Here is a 19,337-nt window from a genome sequence, read left to right on the forward strand (position 1 = left end):
GCCAACCCGGTGCGTCAAACCAGTCCGATAAGGGAAGAACCGATCAGTCAGGGAGGTGCGTGCTGATGCTGTACGAGTCCGCGCGGGGCACCACCCGCGGCCTCATCGCGCTTGGCTGCCGGCCGACCCTCGAAGGCCTGGAGAACATCCCCGATGACGGCCCCTTCATCGTCGCGCCGAATCATCTCTCCTTTCTCGACAGTGTGCTCATCCAGACCATCCTGCCGCGTAAGGTAGCCTTCTTCGCGAAAGCGGAGTACTTCACGACCAAGGGCATCAAAGGCCGTTTCATGAAGTCGTTCTTTACCGCGGTCGGCTCGATCCCGGTGGAACGGGGGGAGCACGCAGCCTCGGTGGCGGCGTTGAAATCGCTGCTGGACATCCTGGCCGCCGGTGATGGCGTAGGCATTTACCCGGAAGGAACCCGTTCCCGGGACGGCAGGCTCTACCGGGGCCGTACCGGGGTCGGCTGGCTCGCGCTGACCACTGGTGCGCCGGTGCTCCCGGTGGGCCTCAAAGGTACCGAGAAGCTTCAGCCCGCGGGCAGCAATCTGATCAGGCCCCGGCATTTCTCGCTGACCGTCGGCAAGCCCCTCTACTTCGACAAGACCGGCCCGGACCATGCGCTACCGGCCCGCCGTGCGGCCACGGATGAGATCATGGCGGCCATCGCCGAGCTGACCGGCCAGGAGCAGGTCTCCGGATACAACCAGGCCAAAGGCCAGTGACCGGACCCGTGCGGTTGTACTGAGGAAGTCGGACTAGTGGCAGACCCCGCGAGCTATCGCCCGAAAACCGGCGAGATCCCCACCGAACCGGGCGTGTACCGGTTCTCCGACGAGCACGGCCGGGTGATCTACGTCGGAAAAGCCAAGAACCTGCGTTCCAGGCTGACCTCTTACTTCGCCAACCCGGCTACTCTGCTGCCCAAGACCTATGCGATGGTGCATGCGGCGGCCGGGGTGCAGTGGACCATCGTCGGCAGCGAACTGGAAGCACTGCAGCTCGAATACACGTGGATCAAAGAATTCGCGCCCCGGTATAACCTCGCCTTCCGGGACGATAAGAGCTACCCCTATCTCGCCGTGACACTGGGGGAGAAGTTCCCCCGGGTCCAGGTCATGCGCGGCGAGCGGCGGAAGGGCACCCGCTACTTCGGCCCCTACACCGCCGGGGCGATCCGGGAAACCGTGGATACGCTCTTGCGAGTTTTCCCGGTGCGCACCTGCAGCCCCGGGGTCTTCCGGCGGGCGGAGCAGAGCGGGCGTCCATGCCTGCTCGGGTATATCGATAAATGCTCAGCGCCCTGCGTGGGCCGGATCAGCCCGGAGGATCATCGCAAGCTGGCCGAGGAGTTCTGCGACTTCATGTCCGGCCAGGCCAGGCATTTCATCGTGGACCTGGAACAGCAGATGGCTGCGGCCGTCGCCGAGCTCGACTACGAGCGAGCAGCCCGGTTGCGCGATGACATCGCGGCCCTGCGCAAGGTCTTCGAGCGCAATGCCGTAGTGCTCACCGAGGAGACCAACGCCGATGTCTTCGCCGTGCACCAGGATGAACTCGAAGCCGCGGTGCAGGTCTTCCACGTCCGCGCGGGGCGGATCCGCGGGCAGCGCGGCTGGGTGGTGGAGAAAGTCGAGGATACCGAGCCGCCGGAACTGCTGGAGCACCTTCTGCAGCAGGTCTACGGCGGTACCGCAGAGGCCCAGTCCGTCACGGAATCTGCGGATCGCATTCCCCGTCAGATCCTGGTGCCCCAGCTGCCGGCCAATGCGGATCGGCTGACCGAGTGGCTCCGCGGCCTGCGCGGGGCGAAAGTCGAGATCTCGGTACCCCAGCGCGGTGATAAAGCCGCGCTGATGGGAACCGTCGCCATCAATGCCGAACAGGCCCTGCAGTTGCATAAATCCCGGCGCGCAGGGGATCTCACCCAGCGTTCCGTGGCGCTGCGCGAACTGCAGGAGGCCTTGGACATCCCGGTGCCGCTGCTGCGCATCGAGTGTTACGACATATCGCATGTGCAAGGCACCAATGTGGTCGCATCGATGGTGGTCGTCGAGGATGGGTTGCCGAGGAAGAGCGAGTACCGCAGGTTCACCATCACCGGCGAGGCAGCCCGGGACGACACCGCCTCGATGTACGACGTGATCTACCGCAGGTTCCGCAATTATCTGCAGGAGCGTCAGCGTCGGGCGGAGAGCATGGCGGCTCACGAGGCAGACCGGTTCAGTGTCCAGGCGGAAGAAACTGCCGGCCCCGGTGCTGAGGGGCCGAAATTCGCCTACCCGCCGAACCTTTTAGTGGTTGACGGCGGTGCGCCTCAGGTCGCCGCTGCCAGCCAGGCCCTCGGCGATCTCGGCATTCAGGACGTCTACGTGATCGGCCTGGCCAAGCGACTCGAGGAGATCTGGCTGCCGGACGATGAATTCCCCGCGATCTTGCCCCGGACTTCGCAGGGGCTCTACCTGCTGCAGCGGCTCCGAGATGAAGCCCACCGGTTCGCCATCAGTTTCCACCGGAGCAAGCGCAGCAAGTCGATGATCGCCTCGATTCTCGATGAGGTTCCGGGAGTCGGGGAGGCGAAGCGCAAAGCGCTGCTGCGGCATTTCGGCTCCGTCAAGCGGTTGCGCGCTGCCACTGAGGGTGAAATCGCCGAGGTGAAAGGATTCGGCCCGGTGCTAGCGAAGACCGTGCAGGCGCAATTGGCCGCAGCAGCCACGGAGGCTGCGACGGCTGATCCCGCGGATCCAGCGGAGAGCGCCGTGAATACGGCCACCGGCGAAATAATCTGAGCTTCGTTAGGCTAAAATCAGTATTTCGGTCAATGTGAGAGCAGCTAAGGACGGACCTGGGCAATGACAGATTCCACCCCGGCAGACCCTGCCGTTCCGGAGCCGCCGGAAGAGCTCACCTCAGTCAAGCCCCCCGAATCGGAGATCCTGGTGATCACGGGGCTCTCCGGCGCTGGCCGAAGCACTACCGCGAACGCTCTGGAGGACCACGGCTGGTATGTCGTGGAGGGCCTACCGCCGCAGATGCTCAGCACCCTCGCCGAGCTCGTGGCGCGGACGCCGAACGCGCTGCCCAAGCTCGCCGTGGTGATCGATGTGCGCAGCAAGGCCTTCTTCGCCGATATCCGTGACTCCTTGTCGGTGCTGGCCGCTTCCGGAATCCGGTACCGGGTGCTCTTCCTGGACGCTGATGACGATTCTCTGGTACGTCGTTTCGAGCAGGGGCGCCGTCCGCATCCGCTGCAAGGTGATGGCCGGATCCTGGACGGCATTGCGGCGGAGCGTGAGCTGCTCGCGCCCCTACGGGAGAGCGCGGATATCGTCCTTGATACCTCTGGATTCAATGTGCACGCCTTGGCAACTAAGAGCGCCGAGCTGTTCTCTGACTCTGGTCCCATCGTGCTGCGGCTTACCGTGATGAGTTTTGGCTTCAAATACGGGTTGCCGGTGGACGCGAATTATGTGGCGGATGTCCGCTTCCTGCCCAACCCGCACTGGATCCCGCAGTTGAGACCGCATACCGGCCTGGATCAGGACGTCAGCGACTTCGTGCTCCGGGAGAACGGCGCGGACGAGTTCGTCGCGCGTTACGTGCATGCCCTCGAACCGGCTATTTCCGGATACCGCCGGGAAAACAAGCACTACGCGACCATCGCGGTGGGGTGCACAGGAGGCAAGCACCGTTCGGTAGCGGTGGCTGTGGAGCTGGCCAAGCGGTTGGCCCAGCTGCCCCGGGTCAGCGTGAGCATGCGGCATCGGGACCTGGGGCGTGAATAGGCATGGCTGACTGATGGGCGTGCTCACCGGGCCGCTACCCCTGATTCCGCCGAAGAACCAGCCTTCCGGCACACCGGACCTGCGGGTTGTCGCCCTAGGCGGCGGCCACGGCCTGTCCGCATCGCTTTCCGCCTTGCGGCTGTTGACGAGTGAACTCACCGCAGTGGTGACCGTCGCCGATGACGGCGGTTCTTCGGGCCGGCTGCGTGATGAGTTCAATGTGCTTCCCCCGGGAGATCTGCGCATGGCGCTCTCAGCACTCTGCGATGACACCGAATGGGGCCGCACCTGGCGAGATGTCATGCAGCATCGCTTTCAGTCAGTGCAGGGCAAAGAATCCTTGCTAGACCAGCACGCTATGGGGAATCTGCTGATCGTCACGCTCTGGGAACTGCTCGGGGATACCGTGGGCGGACTCAAATGGGCGGGTGCGCTGCTCGGTGCCAGAGGGCAGGTGCTGCCCATGGCGAGCGTTCCGCTGACCATTCAGGGGACTAGTCGTTCCCTGCAGGAAGACGGCACCGAGTGGATTCAGCAGATCGAGGGGCAGGCGGTGCTGGCCACTGCCGGTAACGTCGAGGACGTCCGGTTGCTGCCAGAGGGAGCCCCTGCCTGTGTGGAGGCACTGGAAGCCATCGAACTGTCTGACTGGGTGATTCTGGGCCCGGGCTCCTGGTACACCTCGGTGCTGCCGCATCTGCTGCTGCCCGAGCTGCGGCAGGCGCTCTGCACCAGTCCGGCTCGGCGCTGTCTGGCCATGAATCTCGATGTCAACGACAAGGAAGTCAGAGGGATGAGCGCCGCTGATCATCTCCGGGTGATTTCCCGATACGCACCTGAATTTGGCGTGGATATTGTGCTGGCTGATCCCACGAGTATTGGCAGCACTCAGGAAGCCCGGGCAGAATTCGAACAGGCCGCAGCGGCGCTGGGCGCCGAGGTCGTGCTCTCCAGAGTCCGGGTTAGTAATCGTCAGTCGGTTCATGACCCGTTGCGGCTTGCGGCGGCGTTCCATGACGTTTTCGGCGGCGGTTGAGCCGCTGAGGTATGCGCACCCGGCTGCCGCAGGGCAGGCCAGAACCAACAAGATCAATAAGACCAGCAGTATGAGAAGTAGTAGTGGAAGCAGGGCAGAAGTATGGCGTTGACGGCAGCAGTCAAAGAGGAACTGGCGCGCCTTGAAGTGCGCAAATCCTCGGTTCGCAAAGCCGAGGTGTCCGCGATGCTGCGCTTCTCCGGAGGGCTGCACATCATCTCAGGGCGCATCGTCATCGAAGCCGAAGTCGATCTTGCCGCAACCGCACGCCGGCTGCGGCAGGCGATTACCGAACTCTATGGGCACCAGAGCGAGATCATCGTGGTCTCCGGAGGTGGTTTGAGGCGGGGTAACCGCTATGTTGTGCGAGTGGTCCGCGAGGGGGAGGCCCTGGCTCGACAGACCGGCCTGCTCGATAACCGTGGACGCCCCGTGCGTGGCCTGCCATCGCTTGTGGTCAACGGCTCCACTGCTGATGCTGAGGCAGTGTGGCGCGGTGTATTCCTGGCTCACGGTTCGCTCACTGAACCGGGGCGCTCATCCGCACTGGAAGTCACCTGCCCGGGCCCGGAAGCCGCTCTGGCTCTCGTGGGCGCTGCCCGCAGGCTCGATATCTCCGCCAAGGCCAGGGAGGTCCGCGGAATCGATAGGGTGGTGATCCGCGACGGCGATACCATCGCAGCCCTGCTCACTCGAATGGGCGCGCATGGAACCCTGTTGTCTTGGGAAGAGCGGCGGATGCGCAAAGAAGTCCGGGCCACCGCGAACCGGCTGGCGAATTTCGATGATGCGAATCTGCGCCGTTCGGCGCAAGCCGCGGTGGCGGCCGGGGCCAGGGTCGGAAGGGCCCTAGAGATCCTGGGTGAGGATGTCCCGGACCATCTCAAATACGCCGGAGAGCTGCGCGTGGCGCATAAGCAGGCGAGTCTCGATGAGTTGGGTAGGCTCGCGGACCCGCCGCTGACGAAGGATGCTATCGCCGGGCGGATCCGCAGACTTCTGGCTATGGCGGATAAGCGAGCCGGGGAGCTGGGCGTTCCGGGAACGGAGTCGTCCGTGACTGCGGAGATGCTGGAGGAATAGCTTCCGGGTTGCCGGAGTTACCTGTCATAGAGGGCTGCCAATGAGGTAGAACTGGAAAGACAGAGAAAATTATGGTGCGGTTCGCATCTACGATGCGGATCTGCACCCGAGGATGGAGGAATCGTGACCTTTACGCAGTACACACTTCCCGAACTGCCCTACGATTACGCTGCTCTGGAGCCGTATATCTCAGCGCGAATCATGGAACTGCACCACGATAAGCACCACGCCAATTATGTCAAGGGTGCCAACACCGCTCTGGAGCGGATGGCGGAAGCCCGAGAGAACAACGACTTCACCTTCATCAACCAGCTGTCCAAGGATCTGGCATTCAATGTGGGCGGCCACGTGAATCACTCGATCTTCTGGAACAATCTCTCCCCTGAGGGCGGCGACCGTCCGGAGGGTGAGTTGGCCTCGGCCATCGACGAAGCTTTCGGCTCCTTCGAGGCCTTCCAAGCGCAGTTCAACGCGGCGGCCTTGGGCCTGCAGGGTTCCGGCTGGGCGATTTTGGCCTATGAGCCGATCGGCGGGAACCTGGTCATCGAGCAGCTCTATGATCAGCAGGCGAACGTGCCGGTGGCCACCACTCCCTTGCTCATGCTCGATATGTGGGAGCACGCCTTCTACCTCGACTATGTGAACATCAAGGCCGACTACGTTAAAGCGTTCTGGAGCATCGTCAACTGGCCGGATGTCACACAGCGCTTCGAAGCCGCTCGTTCCGGCGCTAAAGCCCTGGTCGTCGTCGAGCAGTAGGCTCTGTTCGACCGCAAGAATAAGTGCGAGTTCAGCCCCGAGCTGCCGCATTCGGCAAGCTTGCCCCTGCGATCGCGGGGGCAAGCTTCTTTAAGCGCTGAAGGATGTTTTTAGATAGGATGGTAGATGGAGTATCCCGGTTCGGCGCTGGAGCCTGACTATCGGACTCTGATCGCCATCCCGGGGTTCCTGTTAGGTAAGTGATCTCTGCCCAACGTCGTGCGAGAACCGTTTTCGCGGATCGGATACGAGCCGCGAACCAGGCAAGCTCGTCCAGAGCACCGAGGAGATTGAACAGTGACTGCTCAAACCACACCGTCCTCTGCACCCGTCAAGGTCGCGATCAACGGTTTCGGCCGTATCGGGCGCAATTACTTCCGCGCAGCGCTTGAAAGCGGGGCGAATCTGGACATCGTGGCGGTCAACGACCTGACCAGCCCAGAGGCTCTCGCTCACCTGCTGAAATACGATTCGATCACCGGCCGCCTCACAGAGGATGTCGAGGTTGTCGACGGCAATTTGGTGATCGGGGGGAAGACCATCAAGGTTCTCGCCGAGCGCGATCCGGCGAACCTGCCCTGGGGCGAGCTCGGTGCCGACATCGTGATCGAGTCCACGGGTTTCTTCACGAAGGCCTCGGACGCTCAGAAGCACCTGGACGCCGGCGCCAAGAAGGTCATCATCTCTGCACCTGCCACCGATGAAGACGTCACCTTGGTAATGGGCGTCAACGACGATGAATACGATCCGGCCAAGCACAACATCATCTCCAACGCCTCCTGTACCACGAACTGCCTGGCCCCTTTGGCCCAGGTGCTCAATGATGCTTTCGGCATCGAGCGCGGTCTGATGACCACAGTGCACGCCTACACCGCCGATCAGAATCTGCAGGACGGCCCGCATAAAGACCCGCGTCGGGCCCGTGCCGCAGCAGTGAACATCGTGCCCACTTCGACCGGTGCAGCCAAGGCGATCGGCCTGGTGCTGCCGGAGCTTAAGGGCAAACTGGACGGATACGCGCTCCGGGTTCCGGTGCCCACCGGCTCGGCAACCGATCTGACCGCCACGGTCTCCCGTGAAGTCACCGTCGAGGAAGTCAACGCGGCGTATAAGGCCGCTGCGGAGTCCGGCTCGCTCAAGGGCTACCTGACCTACAGCGAGGCCCCGTTGGTCTCCACCGATATCGTGACGGACCCGTCTTCGGCGATCTTCGATTCGGGCCTGACGAAGGCGATCGGTAACCAGGTCAAGGTTGTCGCCTGGTACGACAACGAGTGGGGCTACTCCAACCGCCTGGTGGATCTGACCAACCTGGTGGCGGAGAAGCTCTGAACCACCCCAACGGCAGCGTTGATGAGAAGTTGATCAAAAACTGAGGCAGAGGCCCCGGCCGATCCGGTTCTGCCGGGTGGACGGGGGCTTCTGCCACACGAGTGCTTGCTCCAGCAGGCGCTAGGCTGGAAGGATGAGCTTGCATACTCTTGAGGAATTGCTGGATGAAGGGATCCGGGGCCGTTACGTTCTGCTCCGGAGCGACCTGAACGTTCCGCTGACCGAGGCTGAGGATAGCGCCGAGGGCACTCGGAAAGTCAGTGATGACGGCCGTATCCGGGCGTCCCTTCCAGTCATCGAGAAATTAGCCAAGGCCGGTGCCCGGGTGCTGGTTCTGGCGCATCTGGGCCGCCCCAAAGGCGAAGCGGAGGCCAAATACTCGTTACGCCCCGCCGTCGACCGGCTGGCGGAACTCACCGAGGTGCCGGTGGCTCTTGCCCCGCAGACCGTGAGCGAGGCGGCACAGCAGGCCGCTCAGGGCCTCCAGGACGGTTCCGTGCTGGTCCTGGAGAACGTCAGATTCGATCCCAGGGAGACTTCCAAGGACGTTGACGAACGGCAGGCTCTGGCTCGTGACTTCATCGCCCTGGCCGGGGAGAACCCCGCCTATGTGGATGACGCCTTTGGTGCGGTGCATCGCCGGCACGCGAGTGTCGCCGAACTCGCGGAGGCGCTGCCGAGCTATCAGGGCGATCTGGTCCGTACCGAGCTCGAGGTGCTGCGCAAGCTCACGGAGAACCCGGAACGGCCTTATGCGGTGATCCTGGGCGGTTCCAAAGTCTCCGATAAGCTCGCGGTCATCGAGAACCTGATCGGCAAGGCGGACAGCATCCTGGTGGGTGGGGGAATGCTCTTCACTTTCCTAGCAGCTCAGGGCCATGCAGTAGGAGCCAGCCTGCTGGAGAAGGATCAGATCGACACTGTCGCCGAATACCTGCGCCGAGCGGAAGCCGCTGGCACCAAGGTCATTCTCCCGAGCGATGTCGTGGTCGCGGAGAGCTTCAGCGCTGATGCGGCCCACGAGACCGTGCCCGCCGATGGCATCGAGAGCAGTTCCTTCGCCAGCTCCGGCATTGGCCTGGACATCGGGCCGCGCACCGCCCAGGAGTTCGCCGAACAGATCGAGCAGGCTCGGACGGTGTTCTGGAACGGCCCGATGGGCGTCTTCGAGTTCCCCGCCTTCGCCGCCGGCACCCGAGCTGTCGCCCAGGCGCTCGTGGACAGCCCGGCGTTCAGTGTGGTCGGCGGCGGCGATTCGGCTGCAGCCGTGCGCAGCCTCGGCTTCTCGGATTCAGATTTCGGCCATATCTCCACTGGAGGCGGTGCGAGCCTGGAATACCTGGAAGGCAAGCAGCTGCCGGGTCTGACCGCATTAGAACGATAGGATGATCGGGTGACTTCATCGACGAACGGTACATTTGACCGTACACCGCTCATCGCAGGCAATTGGAAGATGAACATGGACCATGTCCAGGGCATCACCTTATTGCAGAAACTGGCGTGGACACTCGCAGACGCCAAGCATGACTTCGAACGGGTGGAGGTCGTGGTCTTCCCGCCCTTCACCGACCTCCGTGGCGTGCAGACCCTCGTGCAGGGTGACCAGCTCCCGGTCAAGTACGGGGCGCAGGATCTGTCCGAACACGATTCGGGAGCCTACACGGGTGATATCTCCGGCGCGTTCCTGTCCAGGCTCGGCTGCCGCTACGTCCTGGTCGGGCACAGCGAACGCCGCACGATTCACGGCGAAGACGACGATCTGCTGGCCCGCAAAGTGCAGGCGGCCTACCGTCATGACCTGATCCCGATGCTCTGCCTCGGGGAGGGCCTGGAGATGCGTCAGGCGGGCGAGCACGTGCAACACACCCTCGCGCAGCTGCGCAAAGCCGTGGCAGGCCTCAGCGAAGAGCAGGCCGCCGAGCTGGTCGTCGCGTACGAGCCGGTGTGGGCAATCGGCACCGGAGAAGTCGCCGGCCCGGCAGATGCTCAGGAGATGTGCGCCGCCCTGCGCGCGGAACTCGCTGAGATCTTCGGCGAGCATGTCGCACAGAAAGTACGGCTGCTCTATGGGGGGTCGGTCAAAGCCGCGAATGTGGCTTCGATCCTGCGGGAACGCGATGTTGACGGCGTGCTCGTGGGCGGCGCCAGCCTAGACGTCGCAGAATTTGCTAATATTGCCAGGTTCGAGTCGCATTTAGTGACAGACTGAGTTGGCGCAGATCACCACTGTGTTAATCGTTGAGTTGAAACAACCTTCGGAAGGTTAAGCATGGAAGTCCTGACTATCATCCTTCAGATCCTCTTGGGCATTACGTCATTTCTGCTCACCATGCTGATCTTGATGCATAAAGGGCGCGGCGGCGGCCTATCGGATATGTTTGGCGGCGGTATGACCTCTTCGCTGAGCTCCTCCGGAGTAGCTGAGCGCAACCTCAACCGCTTCACGGTGATCCTGAGTCTGCTCTGGGTTTCCGTGATCGTCGCCCTGGGCCTGGTAATCAAGTTCTCTTCAGTATCCTGAAGAACTATCTGAAGACCTCATAACGATCGAGGGGCGGCCGGTCCACTGGACCGGCCGCCCTTCGTCGTTTAAAGCGTTTAAAGCGTTGTTCAGCTACCTTGCAGGATGAGGTTCTGCGGCACTTTGGCCGCCGCCTCTTGGTCGAGGAGCCATAACGTCTTATCCAGCCCCTGCGGGCCGGCTGCGGGAACCTGCACGGGGCTGGCTCCGGCCAGTGCCAGACCGACCGCACCGGCTTTATCGCTACCGGCGACCACAAGCCAGATCTCCTGAGCCGAGTTGATCGTGGGCAAAGTCAACGAGACCCGCTCCGGCGGCGGCTTGGGTGAATTCTGCACCCCGACCACCGTCTGGTCCTTCACCCGGATTCCTGCCATCTCCGGGAACAAGGAGGCGATATGGGCATCCGGCCCGATGCCCAGAAGAAGCACATCGAAACGCGGCAAAGCTCGGCGCAGAGCAGCTGCACCGTCATGGGCCTCCGGCTGCTTGTCATCGTCGCTGGAATGAATCTCCCGCTCGGCCGCTGCCTTGAGCTCAGCAGCATAAGCCTCTGCGGCGGCTTCCGGGTCGGAGAACCGGTCACTACCTCCCATCCGGTGCACCCGCTCCGGGTCGACATCGATCTGGGAGAGCAGAGCGTCCCACGCCTGCTGGCCGTTCGATTCCTCATCGTCTGCGGGCACGAAGCGCTCGTCACCCCACCAGAAGTTGACCTTGGACCAGTCCACTGCTGAACACGCTGGGGAGTCAACGATGGCTCGCAGCGTGGCGATGCCCACGCTGCCGCCGGTCAGCACGACCGTCGCTTCACCGCGTTCATTCTGCACATCCAGAAGCTTCGTGATGAGCCTGGCTGCTGTCGTGGCTGCTAGCACCTCGGAACTCGGGTGAATATTGATTCTGGTCACGGCCTGCCCCCCGGTCATCCGCGGCCTCCTTCTGCTGAGCGACTACTGTGTTTGAGCTCGGGTAGTTCGTTGACTATGGTCTCTCCGAAGACTTCGTCCGGGTCGAGCCGACGCAACTCCTCGGAAAGACAGTCTTGCAGGGACCGTCGTGGAAGGGAAATACGCTGCTCCGGCTGGCCAGGCTGAGTGATAGTGGCGTTGCCGTCGTTTTCCGGGCGGTGGATCTCCAGCGGCCCGGCGGCCCGGTCCAGGACGACGCGGTGCAGACCGGTGCCAGCAGCCCCCTCGGCCACTGTGGCCGGAACCTGCAGGCTCTTCTGCAGCCAGGCCGCCAGCAGCAGAGTGCTCGGCGAATCGGCTGCGCCTTCGACGAGCACCGAGCGGACCGGATCCTCCGCCAGGTCGTCGAGCTGATCCAGGGCCGAAGCCAGCTGCACCCGCCAGCCGGTCAGCCGGGTCCACGCCAGGTCGGTATCGCCTTCGTGGTAATTCTCGCTGAGCGTCTTCAGTGCCCGGGCCGGGGCCGTCTCATTGGAGGAGTCGGTGATCCGTCGGTGCGCTATTTTGCCGATATCGGTCTGCGCCGCGGTCTCCGGCATCCGATCCGGCCACCAGGCCACAATCGGGGCGTCCGGCAGCAGCAGCGCCGCGACGAGCGAGTCGCCCTGAGCACAGAGACTGCCCTGTGCATGTAACACGATGACCTCCGAGGCCCCCGCGTCACCCCCCACTCGGATTTGGGCATTGAGTTGAGTTTCAGCTGAGGTGTCTCCTTCAACCAGCACGATGATCCGGCAGGAGTGCTCGCGGCTGGCCAGATTCGCGGCATCGATCGCCGCTTCCTCCTGCCCTTCCTCGGTGAGCACGATAAGAGTCAGCACCCGGCCCAGAGCGACGACTCCGCCCTGCTCCCGCATGGACTGGACCTCCTTGGAGACCTTCGATGTCGTGGTATCTGGCAGATCGACGATCACGGTCTTCTCCAATTCCGTCCATCACGGACTAGTAATTCATCGGCAGAAGCCGGGCCCCAACTGCCCGGTGCGTAGCTTTCCGGCGGGCTATTTCCTGCGGCCCAGTACTCTTCGAACGGATCGAGGATCTTCCAGGACAGCTCGACTTCCTGATGCCGCGGGAAGAGCGGCGGTTCGCCGAGGAGCACATCGAGGATCAGGCGTTCGTAGGCCTCCGGACTGGATTCGGTGAAGGCGTGGCCGTAGCCGAAGTCCATGGTGACATCCCGGACTTCCATCTGCGTCCCGGGAACCTTCGAGCCGAAGCGGATGGTGACGCCTTCATCGGGTTGCACCCGAATGACCACCGCGTTCTGGCCGAATTCGCCTTCGCCATGATCGGTGAAGAGCAGGTTGGGCGCTTTTTTGAACACCACCGCGATCTCGGTGACCCTGCGGCCCAGCCGCTTGCCCGTCCGCAGATAAAACGGTACGCCGGCCCAGCGCCGGGTGTTGATGTAGAGCCGGATGGCAGCGTAGGTCTCAGTGTTCGAGTCGGCTGGGATCCCCTCTTCCTCGAGATAGCCCAGGACTTTCTCACCGCCCTGCCAGCCACCGGCGAACTGGCCTCTGGCAGAAGCCGCCCCCAGGTCTTCCGGGAGCTTGACCGCGGCCAGTACCTTTTCTTTCTCCGCCCGCAGGTCATCGGCGTTGAAGGAGATCGGCTCTTCCATCGTGGTCAGAGCGAGTAGCTGCAGCAGATGATTCTGGATCACATCGCGAGCGGCCCCCACCCCGTCGTAATAACCAGCCCGACCATCAGTGCCGATATCCTCGGCCATGGTGATCTGCACATGGTCCACATACTTGGCGTTCCACAACGGCTCGAAGAGCTGGTTGGCGAAGCGCAGGGCGAGGAGGTTCTGCACGGTCTCCTTGCCCAGATAATGGTCGATGCGGAACACCGAATCCGGCGGGAAAACGGATTCCACCACGTCATTGAGCGCCCGGGCCGAAGTCAGGTCGTGGCCGAAAGGCTTCTCGATGACCACCCGGCGCCAATGCCCGTCCTCGGACTGCGCGAGGCCGTGCTCGGAGAGCTGGCGGCAGACCTGTTCGAAAGCCTTGGGTGGGATGGAGAGGTAGAAGGCGTAATTGCCTTTCGTGCCCCGCTCGGTATCCAGCTGCTCCAGCGTCTGCTTGAGTTGCTCAAAGGCTTCGTGATCGTCGAACTCGCCTTTCACGAAACGGATGCCCTCGGCGAGCTGTTTCCACACCGCCTCGTTGTAGGGCGTCCGCGAATGCGCTTTGACCGCGGTTCTGACTTCTTCGGCGAATTCCTCATCGTTCCAGTCCCGCCGCCCGAACCCCACCAGGGCGAAGCTCGGGGGCAGCAGGCCGCGATTGGCCAGGTCATAGACCGCGGGCATGAGCTTCTTACGGGCCAGATCCCCGGTGACTCCGAAGATTACTAGGGCAGAGGGCCCGGCGACTCGGGACAGCCGGCGATCCCGAGGATCCCGCAGCGGGTTGGCAAGAGCCTGGGAACCGTTGCGGTGGCTCATACGTTGCCGGCCAGTTCCGCTATCGCGCTTTCCAGTTGGGCGATTCCATCCGCGCGATCAAGCAAGTTCAGGCGCAGCACCGGCCGGCCGTGGTCGGCGAGTACCTCGGCGTCCCCGGTGGCCTGCGCCTGGATCAGCTCACCGAAGCTGAACGGCCGTTCCGGGATATCCAGGTCGGTATCCGACGCCGCGGTGATCTGCAGGAACACCCCGATCGCGGGGCCGCCCTTGTGGAACTGCCCCGTGGAGTGCAGGAATCTGGGGCCCCAGCCGAAGGTCACCGGCCGCCCGGCCACCGCGGCGAGCTGATCTCGGATGCCTGCGAGTGAAGCGTGCCTCACCCGGTCTAGATACGCCTGAACGCTCAGGTAGCCGTCCTCAGGAAGCTGCCCGAGGAGATCACGCAGAGCTTCGATCACGGCGGTGTCGGAGCCGTTCCGGGAGGCCCGGATCGCCGGCTCCAACCAGTCCGAGCCCTGGGGGAGTGCGCGCACCTCGATGGCGCGCTCCACGAAGGCCGGTTCCGGGCTCTCCGGCCGGTTGTCCAGCAGATCCCTGGCCGCGGCCTTGGCTGCCTCGACATCGGGCTGGTCGAAAGGATTGATGCCCAGCAGTTTCCCCGCGACGGCGACGGCGACTTCCCACAGCAGCATCTGCGCGGCGACCCCGCCGATCGGTGCATCGGCACCTGATGCCAGGACGACTTCATCGCCCTGGGGGGTGGCGTCGCTATCGGCGGCCACCATCCGGACCAGCAGTACATCAGAAGCCTGATCGGAGACCTCAGGGGACTGCGGGTCCGCCACGACGGGCAGCAGCCCGGTGCCGAGCTTTCCGGTGGATTCGGCGATCAGCTGCTCTGCCCAGTCCGCGAAACCGGGGATCGGCGAGCCTTCGTTGACGATCACGATCTTGTTCCGCAGCGGCTGTGTGCCGCCCAGGGCGCTGCCGAGCGCCAGGCCGATGTTGTCGGCGGCATCTTCGCGGAGCGATTCAGCGGCTTCCTCGGCTTCGTCCAGAAGCGCCTGGATATTCACCCCGGCCAGTCCGGCGGGGACCAGCCCGAAGGCAGTGAGCGCGGAGTACCGGCCGCCCACATTCGGGTCGGCGTTGAAGACCTCGCGGTATCCAGCGTCTCTGGCGAGCTGATCGAGCGGAGAGCCGGGATCCGTGACCACGACGATGCGTTGCTGCGGCTCGATTCCTGCTTTCTGGAACTCTTCCGCGAAGACGCGGCGCTGGGAGTCCGTTTCCACCGTGGAGCCAGACTTCGAAGAGACCACGAGCACCGTGCGCTCCAGCTGGTCGGCCAGAGCGCTCCGGACCTGCTCGGGGTCCGTCGAATCGAGGACCGTGAGCGCTACGCCTGCCGCGGCGGTGATGACCTCGGGAGCCAGGGAAGAACCCCCCATTCCGGCGAGGACCACGTGATCCACCCCTTCCTGGCGGAGTTCCTCGCGCAGCGCGCTGATGCGCTGCACGAGCGGGGCGGAGACCTCCGGCGCGTTCACCCAGCCCAGGCGGATGGCAGCTTCGGATTCGGCTTCAGGCCCCCAGAGCGCGGGGTCTTGCGTGAAGAGGCGGCTCGCGAAACGGTCTTCGACGAGGCCGGGTACATGATGCTGCGCCGCTGCTTCTGCGGCGCCGCTGGCTGCGTAGAAAATGCTGGACATCGCTGAGTCACTGCCCTTTCTGCGCGGCGTCTTCAAGGGCGGAACGGACTCCGGAGAGCAGTTCTTCCCAGCTCTTCTCGAACTTGTCCAGACCTTCTGCTTCCAACTGGGCGACGACGTCCTGGTAAGAGATGCCCAGTTCCGCCAAGCCGTCCAGCACGGCATCGGACTCCGCGTAGGTGCCTTCGATGGTGTCGCCGGTGATCTCGGCGTGATCATAGGTCGCATCCAGGGTCTTCTCCGGCATGGTGTTCACCGTGTTCGGCGCCACCAGCTCGGTGACGTACAGGGTATCCGGCAATGCCGGGTCCTTGACGCCCGTCGAAGCCCAGAGTGGCCGTTGCGGCAAAGCCCCGGCAGCAGCGAGCAGCGCCCAGCGCTCCGTACTGAAGAGCTCTTGGAAGATCTGGTACGCCAAGCGGGCATTGGCGACTCCGGCCCGACCCTTGAGGGCCTCGGCCTGATCCGCCTGGACCTGATCATCTGCTTGGTTAGCGGATTCGATCAGCGCATCGAGCTGCTGATCCACTTCGGTGTCCACCCGGGAGACGAAGAACGAGGCCACCGACTGGATCTTGCTGAGGTCTTGACCGGCGGCCCTGGCCTGTTCCAGACCGACCATGAACGCGTTGATTACCTCGCGGTAGCGCTCCAGCGAGAAGATCAGCGTGACGTTGACGCTGATCCCGGCGGCGAGGGTTTCGGTGATGGCTTCCAGACCTTCTTGGGTGGCCGGGATCTTGATGTAGACGTTGTCCTTGTCCACGGCCTGGTAGAGCTCTTTGGCTTCGGCGATGGTGCCCGCGGTATCCCGCGCCTTACGGGGGTCGACTTCGATGGAAACCCTGCCGTCGACACCGGCGGTGCTCGCGGCGATATCGGCGAAGACGTCGCAGGCTTCTGCGACGTCCCGGGTGGTGATCGCGAAAACCGCTTTCTCCGCGTCCATACCGGGCTCGGCGGCGAGTTCCGCTACCTGCGCGTCATAGGCGTTGCCCTGAGCCAGGGCGGCCTGGAAGATCGAGGGGTTGGTGGTCACCCCCACCACGTTCTTCTCATCGATCAGCTTCTGCAATCCGCCACTGTCGAGCCGCTCCCGGGAGAGGTCATCGAGCCAGATGGATACGCCGGCTGCTGCAAGGGCTTCGGTAGGGGTGGTCATAGGGTCCTCCTAGGGTTCATTGAGCTTTGTAGGATCTCGCTGAAATGGTGATGCTCTGCGGGGTCTGCTTCCCGGGGAACCCGGAAAAGCTTCTCGGTATTTCATGTCCGAGATTTTTCGGGATTCTCCAGATTTCCCAGCAGGCCCCGCAGAGCATCAGAAGACTCAGTCGGGTACGGCGTCCAGGGAGTCCCGGGCAGCAGCCACTACTGCCTCCGCGGTGATCCCGAACTCCCGGAACAGCCGCTCGTAATCAGCGGACGCTCCGTAATGCTCCAGGGAGACTGCACGGCCGGCGTCACCCAGGAACTCGTGCCAGGACATCGCCAGGCCTGCTTCGACAGAGACCCGGGCCCGGACTGCTGCGGGAAGCACGGACTCCCGGTACTCGGCGCTCTGCGCCTTGAACCATTCCATGCAAGGCATCGAGACGACCCGAGCCGCGATTCTATCGGCCGCGAGAGTCTCGCGGGCGGCCAAGGCCAGCTGCACTTCGGATCCGGTAGCGATCAAGAGCATCTCGGGGGTGACTGCTTCGCCGTCCCGGACGGCCTCTGCCAGCACATAGCCGCCACGGAGGACGCCCTCGGCGGAGCCGAATTCGGTGGCGGTTGCTTCGCCTTCACCGCGTGCGACCGTGGGCACCTTCTGCCGGGTCAACACGATGCCCGCGGGGTTGCTCCGGTTCTCCAGAATGCCCCGCCAGGCCTGCGTCACTTCATTGGCATCGGCGGGGCGCACCACATCGAGGCCGGGAATGGCACGCAGGCTGGTGAGCTGCTCCACCGGCTGATGCGTCGGGCCGTCCTCGCCGAGGCCAATCGAATCGTGCGTCCACACGTAGATGCTCGGCACTCCCATGAGCGCGCCAAGGCGGATAGCGGGGCGCTGGTAGTCCGAGAAGATCAGGAACGTCCCCGAATAGGCCCGGGTGGGTCCATCGAGTTGGATTCCGTTGACGATGGCTGCCGCGGCCTGCTCCCGGATCCCGAAATGCAGCACCCGGCCGTAGGGGCCCCCCTGCCACATATCGGTCTGCCGGTCCTTCGGCACGAAAGAGGGCGCGTCTTCGATGGTGGTGTTGTTGGACTCCGCGAGATCCGCGGAGCCGCCCCAGAGTTCGGGGAGTTCGTCCGCGATGGCGTTGATGACCTTGCCCGAGGCTGCCCTGGTGGCGAGGTCCTCACCGGCTTCGAAGACCGGCAGCGCGTCGGTCCAGTCATCCGGAAGCCGGTGCGTGCTGATCCGGTCTAGCAGCTTCGCGCGCTCCGGATACTCAGTGCGCCAACGATTCATCTGCTCGTGCCAGGCTTGGTGCTCGGCGGCGCCGCGTTCGCCGACCTTCCTGGCGTGCGCGATGACGTCATCGGCTACATCGAAGTTGCGCTCCGGGTCGAAGCCCAGGATCTCCTTGAGCTTCGCCACTTCTTCGCCGCCCAGTGCGGAGCCGTGGATCTTACCGGTGTTCTGCTTGGTCGGGGAGGGCCAGCCGATGATGGTGCGCAGGGCGATGATGGACGGGCGGCCGGTCTCGTTCTTGGCTTCCACGAGGGCTCGGTAGAGGCCTTCGACGTCTTCGACGTATTCCCCGGTCTCGGTCCAGTCCACGCGCTGGACGTGCCAGCCGTAGGCTTCGTAGCGCATCAGGACGTCTTCGGAGAAGGCAATATCCGTATCGTCTTCGATGGAGATGTGATTCTGGTCATAGAGCACGACCAGATTGCCGAGCTCCTGGTGCCCGGCGAGTGACGAGGCTTCAGCGGTGACGCCCTCCTGCAAATCACCGTCGGAGGCGATGACCCAGATGGTGTGGTCGAAGGGGCTTTCGCCGACAGCCGGCTCGGGGTCGAACATCCCGCGCATCCGCCGCTGGGAATAGCCGAAGCCTACCGACGAAGCCAGGCCCTGGCCGAGCGGCCCGGTGGTGATCTCCACGCCCTTAGTGTGCCGGTACTCCGGGTGCCCGGGGGTCAGCGAGTCCCAGTTGCGCAGCTCCTCGAGATCCGTGAGCTCCAAGCCGTATCCGGCGAGATAAAGCTGGATGTACAGCGTCAAGGAGGTATGCCCCGGAGACAGGATGAAACGATCCCGGCCCGGCCAGACGGGATCCGCCGGATCGTGCTTGAGCAGTTTCTGGAAGATCAGATAGGCGGCAGGGGCCAGGCTGATGGCCGTCCCCGGGTGGCCATTTCCTACTTTCTCCACAGCGTCTGCCGCCAACACCCGGGCGGTGTCCACAGCACGCTGGTCCAACGATGTCCAGGAAAAATCCTGATTGGTCTCCGGCACGGGTCGGCACCCTCTCTCCAACTGGATCTTCGCCGCCTGGGCTTCGTGACCAGACGGCCTTGAGCGAGAATCGAAAAACGAAAATCGCTGGGTATTACACCTACCTTCCACCTTAGTGCTTAAGCCGCCGCGCGTTTAAAGCACTTGAGCTGCCTCGCAGTGATCCGGCCATCCCGGCTCCGCGGGCTCTTGACGGGGCCTGGCTATGCGCCAGGTAAAGATCTGCCGGGAAAGGCCGGTAAAGCCAGGTAAGCTAGAAGGGTCA

General features: G+C 63.6%; 16 protein-coding genes. 10 read left to right on the forward strand and 6 right to left on the reverse strand.

From position 1 onward, the window contains the following. Positions 1-65: 65 nt before the first annotated feature. From C501_RS0108505 to secG, 10 genes are all read left to right on the forward strand, one after another. Positions 66-728 carry a lysophospholipid acyltransferase family protein gene (locus tag C501_RS0108505; RefSeq protein ID WP_018135202.1) on the forward strand — a complete coding sequence of 221 codons (663 nt, stop codon included), beginning with the start codon at positions 66-68 and terminating at the stop codon, positions 726-728. Positions 729-764: 36 nt separating this feature from the next. After that, complete coding sequence (gene uvrC, locus C501_RS0108510) at positions 765-2,792, forward strand: excinuclease ABC subunit UvrC (protein WP_018135203.1); 2,028 nt, start codon at positions 765-767, stop codon at positions 2,790-2,792. Positions 2,793-2,855: 63 nt separating this feature from the next. Further along, a complete protein-coding gene (gene rapZ, locus C501_RS0108515) occupies positions 2,856-3,788 on the forward strand; it encodes an RNase adapter RapZ (RefSeq protein WP_018135204.1) in 933 nt (310 codons plus the stop codon). Between the two features lie 13 nt (positions 3,789-3,801). After that, entirely contained in the window at positions 3,802-4,824 is a 1,023-nt protein-coding gene (locus C501_RS0108520; protein WP_018135205.1) for a gluconeogenesis factor YvcK family protein, read from the forward strand. Between the two features lie 102 nt (positions 4,825-4,926). Beyond that, a complete protein-coding gene (gene whiA, locus C501_RS0108525; RefSeq protein ID WP_018135206.1) occupies positions 4,927-5,907 on the forward strand; it encodes a DNA-binding protein WhiA in 981 nt (326 codons plus the stop codon). Between the two features lie 123 nt (positions 5,908-6,030). Then, positions 6,031-6,666 carry a superoxide dismutase gene (locus C501_RS0108530; RefSeq protein ID WP_018135207.1) on the forward strand — a complete coding sequence of 212 codons (636 nt, stop codon included), beginning with the start codon at positions 6,031-6,033 and terminating at the stop codon, positions 6,664-6,666. Positions 6,667-6,963: 297 nt separating this feature from the next. Continuing rightward, entirely contained in the window at positions 6,964-7,998 is a 1,035-nt protein-coding gene (gene gap, locus C501_RS0108535) for a type I glyceraldehyde-3-phosphate dehydrogenase (protein WP_018135208.1), read from the forward strand. Between the two features lie 133 nt (positions 7,999-8,131). Further along, positions 8,132-9,382: a phosphoglycerate kinase gene (locus tag C501_RS0108540; protein WP_018135209.1), complete on the forward strand. Its 1,251-nt coding sequence runs from the start codon at positions 8,132-8,134 to the stop codon at positions 9,380-9,382. A gap of 9 nt (positions 9,383-9,391) precedes the next feature. After that, positions 9,392-10,207, forward strand: coding sequence for a triose-phosphate isomerase (tpiA, locus tag C501_RS0108545; protein ID WP_026174761.1), 816 nt, complete (start codon positions 9,392-9,394; stop codon positions 10,205-10,207). A gap of 60 nt (positions 10,208-10,267) precedes the next feature. Then, positions 10,268-10,519, forward strand: a complete 252-nt coding sequence (gene secG, locus C501_RS0108550) for a preprotein translocase subunit SecG (RefSeq protein WP_018135211.1) — start codon at positions 10,268-10,270, stop codon at positions 10,517-10,519. An 89-nt stretch (positions 10,520-10,608) separates the two neighbouring features. Here the strand turns inward: secG and pgl are convergent, their stop codons facing one another. From pgl to tkt, 6 genes are all read right to left on the reverse strand, one after another. Then, positions 10,609-11,448 carry a 6-phosphogluconolactonase gene (pgl, locus tag C501_RS0108555; protein WP_018135212.1) on the reverse strand — a complete coding sequence of 280 codons (840 nt, stop codon included), beginning with the start codon at positions 11,446-11,448 and terminating at the stop codon, positions 10,609-10,611. Next, the gene (locus C501_RS0108560; RefSeq protein ID WP_043568644.1) at positions 11,445-12,404 is read right to left on the reverse strand and encodes a glucose-6-phosphate dehydrogenase assembly protein OpcA; all 960 of its coding nucleotides are present in this window, start codon (positions 12,402-12,404) and stop codon (positions 11,445-11,447) included. The genes pgl and C501_RS0108560 overlap by 4 nt, the downstream gene beginning before the upstream one ends. Then, the gene (zwf, locus tag C501_RS0108565) at positions 12,401-13,948 is read right to left on the reverse strand and encodes a glucose-6-phosphate dehydrogenase (RefSeq protein ID WP_018135214.1); all 1,548 of its coding nucleotides are present in this window, start codon (positions 13,946-13,948) and stop codon (positions 12,401-12,403) included. The genes C501_RS0108560 and zwf overlap by 4 nt, the downstream gene beginning before the upstream one ends. Then, complete coding sequence (locus tag C501_RS0108570; protein WP_018135215.1) at positions 13,945-15,621, reverse strand: hypothetical protein; 1,677 nt, start codon at positions 15,619-15,621, stop codon at positions 13,945-13,947. Before C501_RS0108570 ends, zwf begins: the two co-directional genes overlap by 4 nt. Before the next feature lie 7 nt (positions 15,622-15,628). Next, on the reverse strand, positions 15,629-16,783 hold the full coding sequence (gene tal, locus C501_RS0108575; protein ID WP_018135216.1) for a transaldolase: 1,155 nt from the start codon (positions 16,781-16,783) through the stop codon (positions 15,629-15,631). A gap of 165 nt (positions 16,784-16,948) precedes the next feature. Further along, on the reverse strand, positions 16,949-19,072 hold the full coding sequence (gene tkt, locus C501_RS0108580) for a transketolase (protein WP_018135217.1): 2,124 nt from the start codon (positions 19,070-19,072) through the stop codon (positions 16,949-16,951). Positions 19,073-19,337 lie beyond the last annotated feature (265 nt).

It is taken from the genome of Acaricomes phytoseiuli DSM 14247, assembly GCF_000376245.1.
GTDB classification, from domain to species: domain Bacteria; phylum Actinomycetota; class Actinomycetes; order Actinomycetales; family Micrococcaceae; genus Renibacterium; species Renibacterium phytoseiuli.

What these genes read in the sequence shown, in the direction of transcription:
- whiA (WP_018135206.1), top strand. Translation starts at nt 4,927, where the DNA reads ATGGCGTTGACGGCAGCAGTCAAAGAGGAACTGGCGCGCCTTGAAGTG.
- pgl (WP_018135212.1), bottom strand. Translation starts at nt 11,448, where the DNA reads ATGACCGGGGGGCAGGCCGTGACCAGAATCAATATTCACCCGAGTTCC.
- C501_RS0108520 (WP_018135205.1), top strand. Translation starts at nt 3,802, where the DNA reads ATGGGCGTGCTCACCGGGCCGCTACCCCTGATTCCGCCGAAGAACCAG.
- tal (WP_018135216.1), bottom strand. Translation starts at nt 16,783, where the DNA reads ATGACCACCCCTACCGAAGCCCTTGCAGCAGCCGGCGTATCCATCTGG.
- C501_RS0108540 (WP_018135209.1), top strand. Translation starts at nt 8,132, where the DNA reads ATGAGCTTGCATACTCTTGAGGAATTGCTGGATGAAGGGATCCGGGGC.
- zwf (WP_018135214.1), bottom strand. Translation starts at nt 13,948, where the DNA reads ATGAGCCACCGCAACGGTTCCCAGGCTCTTGCCAACCCGCTGCGGGAT.
- secG (WP_018135211.1), top strand. Translation starts at nt 10,268, where the DNA reads ATGGAAGTCCTGACTATCATCCTTCAGATCCTCTTGGGCATTACGTCA.
- C501_RS0108505 (WP_018135202.1), top strand. Translation starts at nt 66, where the DNA reads ATGCTGTACGAGTCCGCGCGGGGCACCACCCGCGGCCTCATCGCGCTT.
- rapZ (WP_018135204.1), top strand. Translation starts at nt 2,856, where the DNA reads ATGACAGATTCCACCCCGGCAGACCCTGCCGTTCCGGAGCCGCCGGAA.
- C501_RS0108570 (WP_018135215.1), bottom strand. Translation starts at nt 15,621, where the DNA reads ATGTCCAGCATTTTCTACGCAGCCAGCGGCGCCGCAGAAGCAGCGGCG.